Source organism: Streptomyces sp. NPDC052064, from assembly GCF_055585925.1.
In genome coordinates this window covers 196,474-208,835 of the sequence record NZ_JBVJJE010000009.1, presented here as the reverse complement: position 1 = coordinate 208,835, position 12,362 = coordinate 196,474, and the positions used below count along the sequence as shown (strand labels likewise).

10 protein-coding genes and 1 pseudogene are annotated in these 12,362 nt (G+C 70.9%); 9 read left to right on the top strand and 2 right to left on the bottom strand.

Annotated features, from left to right (window positions below; genetic code table 11):
* The first annotated feature begins 113 nt into the window (after positions 1 to 113).
* Positions 114 to 698 carry a 5-formyltetrahydrofolate cyclo-ligase gene (locus ACZ6TU_RS25155; RefSeq protein ID WP_469551392.1) on the top strand — a complete coding sequence of 195 codons (585 nt, stop codon included), beginning with the start codon at positions 114 to 116 and terminating at the stop codon, positions 696 to 698.
* 58 nt (positions 699 to 756) lie between these two features.
* Here the strand turns inward: ACZ6TU_RS25155 and ACZ6TU_RS25150 are convergent, their stop codons facing one another.
* On the bottom strand, positions 757 to 3,564 hold the full coding sequence (locus ACZ6TU_RS25150) for a penicillin acylase family protein (protein WP_469551163.1): 2,808 nt from the start codon (positions 3,562 to 3,564) through the stop codon (positions 757 to 759).
* 238 nt (positions 3,565 to 3,802) lie between these two features.
* Here ACZ6TU_RS25150 and ACZ6TU_RS25145 point away from each other — a divergent pair, with 238 nt between their 5' ends.
* The 6 genes and pseudogenes from ACZ6TU_RS25145 (at position 3,803) to mscL (ending at position 9,581) form a co-directional block, all read left to right on the top strand.
* Complete coding sequence (locus ACZ6TU_RS25145) at positions 3,803 to 5,332, top strand: potassium/proton antiporter (protein ID WP_467673172.1); 1,530 nt, start codon at positions 3,803 to 3,805, stop codon at positions 5,330 to 5,332.
* Positions 5,333 to 5,606: 274 nt separating this feature from the next.
* Complete coding sequence (locus ACZ6TU_RS25140) at positions 5,607 to 6,917, top strand: MFS transporter (RefSeq protein WP_469551160.1); 1,311 nt, start codon at positions 5,607 to 5,609, stop codon at positions 6,915 to 6,917.
* Between the two features lie 67 nt (positions 6,918 to 6,984).
* A complete protein-coding gene (locus ACZ6TU_RS25135; protein WP_469551157.1) occupies positions 6,985 to 7,320 on the top strand; it encodes an FmdB family zinc ribbon protein in 336 nt (111 codons plus the stop codon).
* Between the two features lie 77 nt (positions 7,321 to 7,397).
* A complete protein-coding gene (locus ACZ6TU_RS25130; RefSeq protein WP_467673166.1) occupies positions 7,398 to 8,258 on the top strand; it encodes an S-methyl-5'-thioadenosine phosphorylase in 861 nt (286 codons plus the stop codon).
* A gap of 253 nt (positions 8,259 to 8,511) precedes the next feature.
* Positions 8,512 to 9,006: a hypothetical protein gene (locus ACZ6TU_RS25125; RefSeq protein ID WP_467673164.1), complete on the top strand. Its 495-nt coding sequence runs from the start codon at positions 8,512 to 8,514 to the stop codon at positions 9,004 to 9,006.
* Positions 9,007 to 9,126: 120 nt separating this feature from the next.
* A pseudogene (gene mscL, locus ACZ6TU_RS25120) lies at positions 9,127 to 9,581 on the top strand (large conductance mechanosensitive channel protein MscL).
* Positions 9,582 to 9,606: 25 nt separating this feature from the next.
* Here the strand turns inward: mscL and ACZ6TU_RS25115 are convergent.
* Positions 9,607 to 9,786 carry a hypothetical protein gene (locus ACZ6TU_RS25115; protein WP_469551153.1) on the bottom strand — a complete coding sequence of 60 codons (180 nt, stop codon included), beginning with the start codon at positions 9,784 to 9,786 and terminating at the stop codon, positions 9,607 to 9,609.
* A gap of 56 nt (positions 9,787 to 9,842) precedes the next feature.
* On the opposite strand from ACZ6TU_RS25115, the gene ACZ6TU_RS25110 reads away from it, so the two are divergent.
* On the top strand, positions 9,843 to 11,084 hold the full coding sequence (locus ACZ6TU_RS25110; protein ID WP_467673158.1) for a low temperature requirement protein A: 1,242 nt from the start codon (positions 9,843 to 9,845) through the stop codon (positions 11,082 to 11,084).
* A gap of 101 nt (positions 11,085 to 11,185) precedes the next feature.
* Positions 11,186 to 12,226 (top strand): P1 family peptidase, encoded by a 1,041-nt coding sequence (locus ACZ6TU_RS25105; RefSeq protein WP_469551150.1) that lies wholly within the window; start codon positions 11,186 to 11,188, stop codon positions 12,224 to 12,226.
* The last annotated feature ends 136 nt before the right edge of the window (positions 12,227 to 12,362 follow it).

Genomic DNA, 12,362 nt, shown 5'->3' with positions numbered 1-12,362 from the left:
GCCTTTGCGCGGAATCCGCGGCTCCGGTTCATAGGCGCTCATATGAGCGTATTGCGATGGTATGGGAGCAACCTTTGAGTCACATCGGACGTCCGGGCGAGCCTGACAAGCGGATGTTGCGGCGAGAGCTCCTCGTGGTGAGGAACAGGTTGACGGCGGATGACCTGCGGGAAACCTCGGCCGCGCTGGCCGGGCGGGCGCTGGAGCTGCCCGAGTTGGCGCGGGCCGGCACGGTGGCGGCGTACGTCTCGGTGGGGAGTGAACCGGGGACGCTCGCGCTCCTGGACGCGTTGCGCGCCCGGGGCGTACGCGTCCTGCTTCCGGCCCTGCTGCCCGACAACGATCTGGACTGGGGCGTCTACGAGGGCGAGGGCTCGCTCGCGCGCGTCCAACACGGCGGCAGGATGGCCCTCTTCGAGCCCGCCGGCGAGCGCCTCGGACCGGACGCCGTGACCACCGCCGACGCCGTGCTGCTGCCGGGGCTGGCGGTCGACACGCGCGGAATGCGGCTGGGGCGCGGCGGAGGCTCGTACGACCGTGTGCTGGCACGGCTGGAGCGGGCGGGGGCCCGGCCCGCGCTGGTGGTGCTGCTGTACGACTCGGAGGTCGTCGAGGTCGTGCCCGTCGAGGAGCACGACCGGCCGGTGCACGCGGTGGTGACGCCGTCGGGGGTGCGGCGGTTCGGGCAGGAGACCTGACGTCAAACGGCCCTCCACGCGCTCGTGGAGGGCCGTTTCGGTGTCCGGTGTCAGTGGCTCACGGCTTGAGCACCAGCTTGTCTTCCGTGCCGTCCTCGACCGCCTGGTCCGAGAAGGACCACGGGAGCAGTTCGCCGTCGGCCCACTTGTCCGTCTGGTCGACGTAGTGGGCGCTGTAGGCGTGCCCGGAGGCGCCGCTGAGGTTGATCCAGCGGGACTTGTCGAGGTCGCCGAGGTTCACGACCATCCGCATGGACGGCACCCACACCACGCCGTAGCCGCCGGCCGCGTTCCAGCCGGTCGCGTTGACGGTGGCCTCGCCGCCGCTGAGCTCCCACGGGCCGCGGTTGAGGGCGTACTGGAGGAAACCGGGCCCCTCGGTGCCGAGGGTCTCGTTCTTCAGGAACAGGCGGTGCAGCCGGCCCCAGGTCCAGGTGTCGATGTCCTTGCCGAGCTTGGCGGTCAGCTCCCAGCGGGCGTCGATCATCGCGCGCTTGAACAGCTGGTCACGGTTGACTGCGGCGGGGCGGGTGCCCGCCTTGGGCGTCTTCCACCAGTCGCTGTCCGGCTGGTCCATCAGCTTGCGGACCACCTCGAACCAGCGGTCGCCGCCGTCGGGCTGCGCCTGGTCGGGGTCGCGCTCGCCGCACTCGCGCACCTTCTCCGCCTCGTCGGCGGGCCCGGTGGTGTTGACCGGCTCCACCCACAGGCACTGGCCCTTGACCCGCAGCTCCTTGGGCAGCTTGTTGCCGAAGGCGAGCTTGAGGATGTTGCGCCAGACCGCGTTGAAGTAGGCGGCGGCCGCCGAGTCGGTGTCCTGGGTGTAGTCCCAGCCCTCCAGCAGTTTCTGCGCCTCCCGCACGTCCTTGCTGCCGGTGTCGATCTTCAGCAGCGTGGGCACCAGCAGCCGGGCGATCTCGCTGCTGTTGTCCAGCTGCATCTGGCGCATGTCGTCCGTGGAGATCTTGCCGCCGTCCTTGATCTTCGACTGGATCAGGTCGGTGATCCGCTGGCTGCGCGTGCCGTAGCCCCAGTCCTTGGTGAGCGTGTAGGGGTACTTGTCCGGATCGATCACGGCCTGGTTGGCGGTGACGATGTAGCCGCGCTCCGGGTTGTACTCGTACGGCAGCGCGTCCTGCTCGATGTAGCCGGTCCAGCGGTACTTGGGGTCCCAGCCGGGCGCCGGGACGGAGCCGTCGTCGTCCTGGGAGCGCTTGGGGATCCTGCCCGGCAGGGTGTAGCCGATGTGGCCCTCGGTGTCCGCGTAGACCAGGTTCTGCGAAGGCACGTCGAACAGTGCGGCGGCCTTGCGGAAGTCGGTCCAGTTCTTCGCCCTGTCCATGGCGAAGACGGCGTCCATGGTGGTGCCCGGCTGCAGCGCGGTCCAGCGCAGCGCGACGCCGTAGCCGTCGCCTCTGTCGGGTGCGGCGGTGTCGACCGTGGCCTTCTTGCCGACCTTCACGAGCTCTTCGGCGCGGTCGGACAGCAGGGGCCCGTTGTTGGTCTCGCGGACGACGATCTTCCTGGGCGAGCCGCCGGCGACCTTGATGGTCTCCTCGCGCGTCTCGAAGGGCTTGACCTTGCCGTCGTAGAGGTAGCCGTTGCCGGTGATCTTCTCCAGGTAGAGGTCCGTGACGTCGACGCCGGAGTTGGTCATGCCCCAGGCGACGTCCTGGTTGTGGCCGATTATCACGCCGGGCATGCCGGCGAAGGTGTAGCCGCTGACGTCGTACTGGCACGCGCTGGAGACGCTGCGGCAGTGCAGGCCCATCTGGTACCAGACGGACGGCAGCGAGGGCGACAGGTGCGGGTCGTTGGCCAGCAGCGGCTTGCCGGTGATGGTGTGCTGCCCGCCGACCACCCAGGAGTTGGAGCCGATGCCATCGCCGTTCACGCCGACGGCCGGCGGGAGGTCGCCCAGGACATCGCTGAGACCGGTGAGCTGACTGTCCAGGCCCGAGGTACCGGAACCCGTGCCCGACGTGCCGGAGGCCGTGCCGGCGGCGGTGCCGCCGGTTCCGCTCGTGCCGCCTGTGCCCGTGCCGCCGGTGCCCGTGCCGCCGGTGCCGCTCGCGCCGCCCTGCTCGAACGCGCCCGTCAGCTCGTCGTACTGGCCCTCCTGGACGATCGCCTTGTTCCGGCTGTACGGGTACTGCGGGTACAGGTCGGCGATCTGCTTCGGGCCGAGGCGGCTGGTCAGCAGGGCGCGGTCGATCTCGTTCTTCATGTTGCTGCGCAGGTCCCAGGCCATCGCCTTCAGCCAGGAGACCGAGTCGACCGGGGTCCACTTCTGCGGCTTGTAGTCGTTGGTGAAGCCGAGCGCCGCGTACTCCAGGGAGATGTCCTTGCCGTCCTTGCCCTGGAGGTAGGCGTTGACCCCCTCGGCGTAGGCCTGGAGGTACTTCTTCGTGGCGGCCGACAGCTTGGTGTCGTACTCCTTCTTGGCGACCCGCTCCCAGCCGAGCGTGCGCAGGAACTCGTCGTTGTCGACCTGGCTCTTGCCGAACATCTCCGACAGCCGGCCCGCGGCCATGTGACGGCGTACGTCCATCTCGTAGAACCGGTCCTGCGCCTGGACGTAGCCCTGCGCCTTGAACAGGTCCGCGTCGGAGGAGGCGTAGATCTGCGGGATGCCGTGGTTGTCCCGTTTGACCTCGACGGGCCCCGAGAGGCCCTTGAGCGTGAGAGTGCCCTTGGTCTGCGGGAAGGAGGCCCGGACGGTGCTGATGGACCAGTACGCCCCGAAGGCGACGCCTCCGATCAGTGCCAGCACCAGGACGAGCACGATCAGACGTGCTTTGCGCCCCTTTCTCCTGCCGGACTTGCCGGGCTGCTGACCCGTGGAGGCGGTGGTGTTCGGGGGCATCGCTGTCCTTGCTGTCCTAAGTCGAGCGGCAGGTTCGGCTGTGCTTTTAACTGAGCGCTGGAGCAACGATAGGCGCAGGGCCTTGCGCGCCTTGACGCGGAGTCGGGAACCGGCACGGACGAACGTTCGATCCCAGCCTCGGAAGCGTCAAGAAATCGTCAAGAGTTAGGTAAGGTAACGAAGTACTTGGCGCGCTGCGCCGCAGCTTCATGTGCGATGTACGTGAGCCCACGCGCGGGTGCGCGTGAGCCAGGGAAGGATTCGGCCGCTGACTGTTCACCACCTCAACCAGCTCCTGCTCGTCTGCTCGCTCGTCCTGCTCATCGCCGTCGCAGCAGTACGGATCTCCTCGCGCAGCGGGCTCCCCAGCCTGCTCGTCTATCTGGGGATAGGCATCGCCATGGGCCAGGACGGCATCGGCGACATCCACTTCGACAACGCCGAACTGACCCAGGTCATCGGGTACGCGGCCCTGGTCGTGATCCTGGCCGAGGGTGGTCTGGGCACGAAGTGGAAGGAGATCAAGCCGGCCCTGCCGGCCGCCACGGCACTGGCGCTGGCCGGTGTCGCGGTGAGCGTCGGGGTGACGGCGTCGGCCGCGCACTACCTGATCGGGCTGGAGTGGCGGCAGGCGCTGATCATCGGCGCTGTGGTCTCCTCGACCGACGCGGCGGCCGTGTTCTCCGTGCTGCGGAAGATCCCCCTCCCCGCGCGCGTGACGGGCACGCTGGAGGCGGAGTCCGGCTTCAACGACGCCCCGGTGGTCATCCTCGTGGTCTCGCTGTCCGCGGCGGGCCCGGCCGAACACTGGTACGTGCTGCTTGGCGTGATCCTGCTGGAGCTGGCCATCGGTGCGGCCATCGGGCTCGCGGTGGGCTGGCTCGGCTCCTGGGGACTGAGGCACGTGGCGCTGCCGGCCTCCGGCCTCTACCCGATCGCCGTCATGGCCATCGCGGTGGTGGCGTACGCGGCGGGCGCGCTGGCCCACGGCAGCGGCTTCCTCGCGGTGTATCTCGCCGCGATGGTGATGGGCAACGCGCGACTGCCGCACTGGCCGGCCACGCGCGGCTTCGCCGACGGGCTCGGCTGGATGGCCCAGATCGGCATGTTCGTCCTGCTCGGCCTGCTGGTCACCCCGCACGAGCTGGGCGACGACATCGTGCCCGCACTCGTCATCGGACTGGTGCTGACCATGGTGGCGCGTCCGCTGAGCGTGGTGGTCTCCCTGCGGCCCTTCCGGGTCCCCTGGCAGGAACAGGCCCTGATGTCCTGGGCGGGGCTGCGCGGGGCGGTGCCCATCATCCTGGCGACCATCCCGATGGTGGAGGGCGTGGAGGCGAGCCGCCGGATCTTCAACATCGTCTTCATCCTGGTCGTCGTCTACACCCTGGTCCAGGGCCCGACGCTGCCGTGGCTGGCCCGCACGCTGCGCCTGGGCGACGGTTCGGAGGCCGCCGACCTCGGCATCGAGTCGGCCCCGCTGGAGCGGCTGCGCGGGCATCTGCTGTCCGTGGCGATCCCCGAGGGGTCGAAGATGCACGGCGTGGAGGTCAACGAGCTGCGGCTGCCTCCCGGCGCCGCCGTGACGCTCGTCGTACGCGAATCGGAGTCATTCGTTCCGCTTCCTACGACGGTGCTGCAACGCGGAGACGAACTTCTCGTCGTGGCCACGGACCCCGTGCGGGACGCGACGGAGCGGCGGCTGCGCGCGGTGGGCCATGGCGGCAAGCTGGCCGGATGGCTGGGGACGGACGGGGCGAGTCGTTAAGGGCTGATTTGCGTTGTTCGCGCCCCGGATTTCGCAGGTGGGTGCACCCGTCGTGCTCTTTTTCACAGGCAGGCCGACTCAGGTGCCTGTACGATGAAGGTGTTACCCAAGATCGAACCAACTCTGCCTGACGCAGAGCTGGCGCGACCGTATGGCGGTCGGGTCTCCCCTCCTCACCGGGCCCCGGCATCTACCGCAGTTCCGCGCAAGAGGACAGCTCTCGGCGCCGCCCGCTGACGGGCCCGCGCTACCAGGCGGCAGAAAGGCACGGGCCGTGGCATCCACGGTCACCTCGAAGAAGTCGAAGAACTCGATGACCTCGAAGAACTCGACGGCTTCCGCCCGCCCGGGATACGGCCGGCTGCTGCGCACCCGCGGCGCCTGGACGTTCCTGCTCCCCGGCTTCGCGGCGCGCCAGCCGTTCGCGATGCTGACGATCTCCATCGTGCTGCTGGTGCAGCACACCACCGGCTCGTACGGAGCGGCGGGTGCCGCCGCGGCCGTCACCGGTGTCTCCATGGCCCTGTTCGCTCCCTACAGCGGCCGCCTCGCCGACCGCTGCGGACAGCGGGCCGTACTGGTCCCCGGCGTGCTGCTGCACGCGCTGTCCGGTCTGACACTGACGGTGCTGGCGCTGATGGACGCCCCCTTGTGGGCGGTGTTCGTGGCGGCCGTCCCGACCGGCGCCTCGGTGCCGCAGGTCGGGCCCATGGTGCGGGCCCGCTGGGGCGTGAAGCTCAAGGACTCGCCGCTGCTGACCACCGCGGCGGCCTTCGAGTCCGTCACGGACGAACTGACCTTCGTCGTGGGCCCGCTGCTGGCCACCGCCCTGTGCACGGCCGTCGACCCGGCCGCCGGGCTGGTCACGGAGGCCTCGCTGACCCTGATCGGCGGTCTGCTGTTCGCCGCGCGGAAGAGCACCCAGCCCTCGGTCGGAGGCGGTGGCCACGCGCGCGTGGAGCACGCTTCCGCACTGCGGATCCCTGGGGTGCGCGTGCTGATCGTGACGTTCCTGGGCATCGGGTCCGTCTTCGGCGGTATGCAGGTCTCGCTGGCCGCGTTCACCGAGTCGATCGGCGAACCGGGCCTCAACGGCGTCCTCTACGGCGTCTTCGCCGCGGGGAACATGCTCTCCGGCGTCGTCTGCGGCGCGATCGCCTGGAAGGTGGCCCCGCAGCGGCGCCTCGTCGTCGGCTACACGGCACTCGCGCTCACCGCGTCGGGCCTGTGGGCCGCCCACTCCGTGCCGGTCCTCGCCGGACTCGGCCTGCTGGTCGGCATGTGCATCGCGCCCGCCCTGATCACCGGCTACACCCTGGTCGAGAGTCTGGTCCCGGCCGGCGCCCGCACCGAGGCCTTCACCTGGCTGACCGGCGCCGTGGCGCTCGGCCAGGCGGCCGCCGTCACGGTCGCCGGGCAACTGGAGGACCGCTTCTGGGACGGCGCCGGTTTCCTGGTGCCGATGGGCGGCACCGTGCTCGCCCTGGCGACCCTCCTGGCCCTGCGTTCCCGGCTGACGGCACGCGCCCAGGGTCGGACCGTGGCACGTGGCGTGGGTCACCGCGTGCCGGTGGCAGTGGACTGAACGGCCGGAATACGTCAAGATGGATCGTCGTTAGCACTCATCTAGTGAGAGTGCCAGGAGGAAGACAGTGCCCACCTACCAGTACCAGTGCACCGAGTGCGGCGAGGGCCTCGAGGCGGTGCAGAAGTTCACCGACGACGCCCTCACCGAGTGCCCCAGCTGCAAGGGCCGCCTGAAGAAGGTGTTCTCGGCGGTCGGCATTGTCTTCAAGGGCTCCGGCTTCTACCGGAACGACAGCCGCGGCTCCTCGTCGAGCAGCGCCCCGGCGTCGAAGTCGTCGAGCACCTCCTCGTCGTCCTCCGACTCCGGCTCCAGCGCCGGCTCCGGTTCGAGCTCCGGCTCCGGTTCGAGCTCGTCGTCCAGCGCCGGCAGCTCCACCAGCAGCAGCTCCACCGCCGCGTAAGGCCTGTTTCTTACCGGGCCCTGTCGCCTTTCGGCGGCGGGGTCCTCGGCGTTTCCGCGTGCGGTTAGGGTGCGGGCATGGCGAACAAGGCGAACGTGGCGAACAAGGGGGGCGCCGGGATCGGCGTCATCGGCGGCTCCGGGTTCTACTCCTTCCTCGACGACGTGACCGAGGTCCAGGTCGACACCCCGTACGGGCCGCCCAGCGACTCCCTCTTCCTCGGCGAGGTCGCCGGCCGGCGCGTCGCCTTCCTGCCCCGGCACGGACGGGGCCACCATCTGCCGCCGCACCGGATCAACTACCGGGCCAACCTGTGGGCGCTGCGGTCGGTCGGCGTGCGCCAGGTGCTCGCCCCGTGCGCCGTCGGCGGTCTGCGTCCCGAGTACGGGCCCGGCACGCTGCTGGTTCCGGACCAGCTGGTCGACCGGACCAAGTCCCGCGCGAACACGTACTTCGACGGGCTGCCGCTGCCCGACGGGACGGTGCCGAACGTGGTGCACGTGTCGCTGGCCGACCCCTACTGCCCCGCCGGGCGGGCCGTCGCGCTGAAGGCGGCGCGCGGGCGGGACTGGGAGCCGGTGGACGGGGGCACGCTGGTCGTCATCGAGGGGCCGCGCTTCTCGACCCGTGCCGAATCGTTGTGGCACCAGGCGCAGGGCTGGTCGGTGGTGGGCATGACCGGTCACCCCGAGGCGGCGCTCGCCCGCGAGCTGGAGCTCTGCTACACATCCCTGACCCTGGTCACCGACCTCGACGCCGGTGCGGAGACCGGGGAGGGCGTCTCGCACGACGAGGTGCTGCGGGTGTTCGCGGCGAACGTGGACCGCCTGCGGGGAGTGCTGTTCGACGCGGTGGCGGGGTTGCCGGGTGAGGACGAGCGGGGCTGTCTGTGTGTGAACGCGCTGGGTGGGATGGATCCGGGGTTTGCGCTGCCGTAGGTGGTGAGCTGTGGACTGCGCGGGGGGGGGCGGAACTTGCCGTTCAGGTGAGGGAGTTGTCCACAGGCCGGCGGTAGGTCCACAGGCCTGAGCGGGCGGTGGTGGGAAGCCTCATCGTGGGGAGCGCAAACCAGTCGCTCGTCACAGGTGGTGGTTCCCCATGTCCCGCGCTCCGTCCTCCCCTTTCCTCACCCTGCCTTCTTGGTCTGTTGCCGCATGCCCACCCGGGCCCGAGGTACCGGCGGCGCGTGAGGTGCCGCAGTTCGACCCCGTACGGGTACGCGGCGGCCGAGTCGGCCGGCTGGTGCGGCACCGGCGGCGGGCCCTGGCCGTGGGGCTCGCGGTCACCGCGACCGCCCTGGTGGCGGCCGGACCGCGCGGCTCCGACGGGGCCCGTGGGCATCCCCGAGCTCAGCCTCCCGCGCACGCGGCCCCGGTGTCCGGGGAACAGCCCGTGCGGACGCGTCGTGCCGCGCTGCCGGTGACGGCCCCCGTCCGGATCGCTGACGCGGCCACCGTACGGCTGCTGCGGCCCGGCGACCGGGTGGACGTCATCGCCGCCGAGGAGACGGTGCCGGGCGGCGACGCCCGGGTGGTCGCGCGCGGGGCCAGGGTGACGGAGGTGCCGGAACCGCTGGAGGGCGCGGCCGACGGCGGTGCGCTGGTGGTGCTGTCCGTGCCGCGTGCCACGGCCGTCCGGCTCGCCGGTGCGAGCGCCACCGCGCGGTTGGCGGTGACGTTGTGGTGACGTGCACGGCCCCGTCACGTCTCTCGTTCGAGGGACCCAGGTGCTCCGTTCGGCGCAACGTTGACGTAGGTTGCGGAGCGTTTTGTTCCGCAAGCTGCTCGTGCGAGGAGAGACCCCGAGGTGAGCGAGAAGAAGGAACCGAGCCTCTGGGAGGGCTTCAAGGCCTTCCTGATGCGCGGGAACGTCGTCGACCTGGCCGTGGCGGTGGTGATCGGTGCCGCCTTCACCAACATCGTCAACGCCGTGGTGAAGGGGATCATCAATCCCGTCGTCGGGCCATCGGGACCAAGAACCTCGACCACTACAGCTCATGTCTGAGCTCGACGTGCGAGGGCGAGCAGGGCATTCAGATCCTGTGGGGTTCCGTCCTCGGTGCCGCGCTGAGCTTCGTGATCACCGCGGCGGTCGTCTACTTCCTGATGGTCCTGCCCATGGCGAAGTACCTGGCCCGGCTGGAGGCCCGCCGCAAGGCGAAGGAGGGCACGCAGGAGGTCATCGAGGTGACCGAGCTGGAGGTGCTGAAGGAGATCCGGGACGCGCTGGTCGCACAGCGCGCCGGGGACGACCGGCAGTAGCGCCACGGGCGACCGCCCGGCCCGCTCAGAGGTGGTGGGGCGGCTTCTCGTCGAGGAAGCGCTTGAGGTCGGCCGCGCCGCCGCCGGAGTCGGAGCGCTCGCCCCAGCCTCGGTCGGTGTCGTCGGAGGACTGCTGGTCGAGCGGGTCGTCGAAGACCAGCGCGGGCTTCGGCGCGGGCGGCTCGGGATCGGGGGCGGTGCTCATGCGTCCAGGGTACGGTCGCGGAGAAATTCCCCGCGCCTTCTGTTGTGCTGGGACTCATGACGTCCGGCCCCACTCCCCCGCCCCTACCCTCCGGCGCGCCCGGCGGGCGGCGGCCGCTGCGCAGGCTCGGGGCCCGCGGACGCGACGAGGCGCACCGGGCGGCCTCGCCGCTGGAGCTCTTCTTCGACCTGTGCTTCGTCGTGGCGGTGGCCCAGGCGGGCATCCAACTGGTGCACGCCGTCGCCGAGGGGCATGCGGGCGAGGGGATCCTCGACTACGCGATGGTGTTCTTCGCCCTGTGGTGGGCGTGGATGAACTTCACGTGGTTCGCCTCGGCGTACGACAACGACGACGTGCTCTACCGGGTCGTCACGCTGGTGCAGATCGCGGGTGTCCTGGTCCTCGCGGCGGGGGTCTCCCGGGCGTTCGAGGAGCACGAGTTCTTCGTGGTCTGGCTGGGCTACCTGATCATGCGGATCGCCCTGGCGGCGCAGTGGCTGCGGGCGGCCCGCTCGAGCGAGGGCCCGGAGCGGACGACGGCTCTGCGCTACGCCGGTGGCGTGCTGCTGTGCCAGATCGGCTGGCTGGGGCTGCTGTTCCTGCCCGAGGGGGCCCGGCCCTGGTGGTTCCTGGTCATGGCGCTGCTGGAGATGTGTGTGCCGCCGTGGGCGGAGAAGGACCACCCCACGTCCTGGCATCCGCGCCATATCGCCGAGCGGTACGGACTGTTCACCATCATCGTGCTCGGCGAGACGATCGCCGCGGCCACGGTCGCCGTGAAGTCGGGCGTCGACGAGAACGACGCCCTGGGCGAGCTCCTCCCCATCGCGGCGGGCGGGCTGCTGATCATCTTCGCCGCGTGGTGGGTCTACTTCGTGGTACCCATCCACGACCATCTGCGGTCCAACCGGCAGGCGTTCCTGTGGGGCTACGGCCATTATCCGGTCTTCGCCTCGGCGGCAGCGATCGGGGCCGGGCTGGAGGTGGCGGTGGAGCAGACGGTCGGCAAGGCGCACATCTCCACGCTGGCGGCGTCAGCCGCCGTGACCCTGCCGACGGCCCTGTACCTGCTGACCTTGTGGGCCCTGCACTCGCGCCACTTCAAGTCGGGCATCGCCCAGCAGCTGGTGCTGCCGACGACGGCACTGCTCGTGATCTGCTGCACGTTCCTCGGCGACTGGGCGGTGCTCGCGGCGGGTGTCGTCTGCGCGCTGTCGGTGGTGTCGGGAGAGACCCTGGCCACCCGCAGGGCCGCCCGAGCCGCCCGGGCGGGCGGGCCCGCGGCTCCGACCGGGTGACGGCACCCGCGAGGTCCCGCACCCCGGTGAGCCGGGCGGGCTGACGGCCCCGACCGGCCGGGTACGCCCGCAGGGGCCGGCTCTGGACAAGACTGGGCGCCATGACATTTGACGCTCTGGTGGACGCTCTGACGGATGTCTCCGGCTTGCGAGTGGGGCATGCGACACACGCCGGCGACGGTTGGCTCACCGGCACCACGGTGGTGCTGGCCCCGGAGGGCGGGGCGGTGGCCGCCGTGGACGTGCGGGGCGGTGGTCCGGGCACCAAGGAGACGGACGCACTCGACCCGCGCAACGTGGTGCGGAAGGTCGAGGCGGTCGTGCTGACCGGCGGCAGCGCGTACGGGCTCGACGCGGCTTCGGGGGTGATGGCCTGGCTGGAGGAAAGGGGGCGCGGGATCCGTGTCGGGGCGGACCCGGCGCATGTCGTGCCGGTGGTGCCCGCCGCCTGTGTCTTCGATCTGGGGCGGGGCGGCGACTTCCGGGCCCGGCCGGACGCGGCCACCGGCCGGGCGGCGGTCGAGGCGGCCGCGGCGAGCGAGCTCGGCGCACCGGTGCCCGAGGGATGTGTGGGCGCCGGCACGGGGGCGGTGGTCGGGGTGGTGAAGGGCGGCGTCGGCAGCGCGAGCACCGTGCTCGGCTCGGGAATCACGGTGGCCGCGCTGGTGGTGGCCAACGCGGCGGGGTCGGTGCTGGATCCGGAGACGGGGGTGCTGTACGGGGAGTTGTTCCAGGGGCGGGTGGAGTACCCGGATGCGCAGCTGCACGAGGCCGCGCGGCGGCGCCTCGCCGAGACGGCCGCGAGGAGCGCGCCTCCGCCGCTCAACACCACGCTCGCGGTGGTCGCCACGGACGCGGACCTGTCGAAGGCGCAGGCGCAGAAACTGGCCGGCACGGCACACGACGGCATCGCCCGCGCGGTGCGGCCGGTGCACCTCCTCAACGACGGGGACACGGTGTTCGCGCTGGCGACCGGAGACCGCGCCCTGGACGCCGCGACCCCGCTCGCCCTCAACGAGATCCTCGCGGCGGGCGCGGACGTCGTGATGCGGGCGATCGTACGGGCCGTGCGCGCCGCGGAGCCGGTCGACGGTCCGGGCGGGGCGTGGCCGTCGTACGGGGAGTTGTACGGGGGCCGCTGAGCGGGCGGGCACCGCACAGCGGTTCCACAGCGACGCCGGACATTGTCCCGGCCCTGTAACGGTGATGTCGTACACGGCGTTCGGACGGAACCCGACCGGTCGCCCGGCCCCTCTTCCCTCACGTACTGGAGCGGAT

Excerpts from the sequence above, each read along its gene's own strand:
- ACZ6TU_RS25150 (WP_469551163.1), bottom strand. The coding sequence starts at position 3,564 with ATGCCCCCGAACACCACCGCCTCCACGGGTCAGCAGCCCGGCAAGTCC.
- ACZ6TU_RS25155 (WP_469551392.1), top strand. The coding sequence starts at position 114 with ATGTTGCGGCGAGAGCTCCTCGTGGTGAGGAACAGGTTGACGGCGGAT.
- ACZ6TU_RS25115 (WP_469551153.1), bottom strand. The coding sequence starts at position 9,786 with ATGAGCACCGCCCCCGATCCCGAGCCGCCCGCGCCGAAGCCCGCGCTG.
- ACZ6TU_RS25105 (WP_469551150.1), top strand. The coding sequence starts at position 11,186 with ATGACATTTGACGCTCTGGTGGACGCTCTGACGGATGTCTCCGGCTTG.
- ACZ6TU_RS25130 (WP_467673166.1), top strand. The coding sequence starts at position 7,398 with ATGGCGAACAAGGCGAACGTGGCGAACAAGGGGGGCGCCGGGATCGGC.
- ACZ6TU_RS25110 (WP_467673158.1), top strand. The coding sequence starts at position 9,843 with ATGACGTCCGGCCCCACTCCCCCGCCCCTACCCTCCGGCGCGCCCGGC.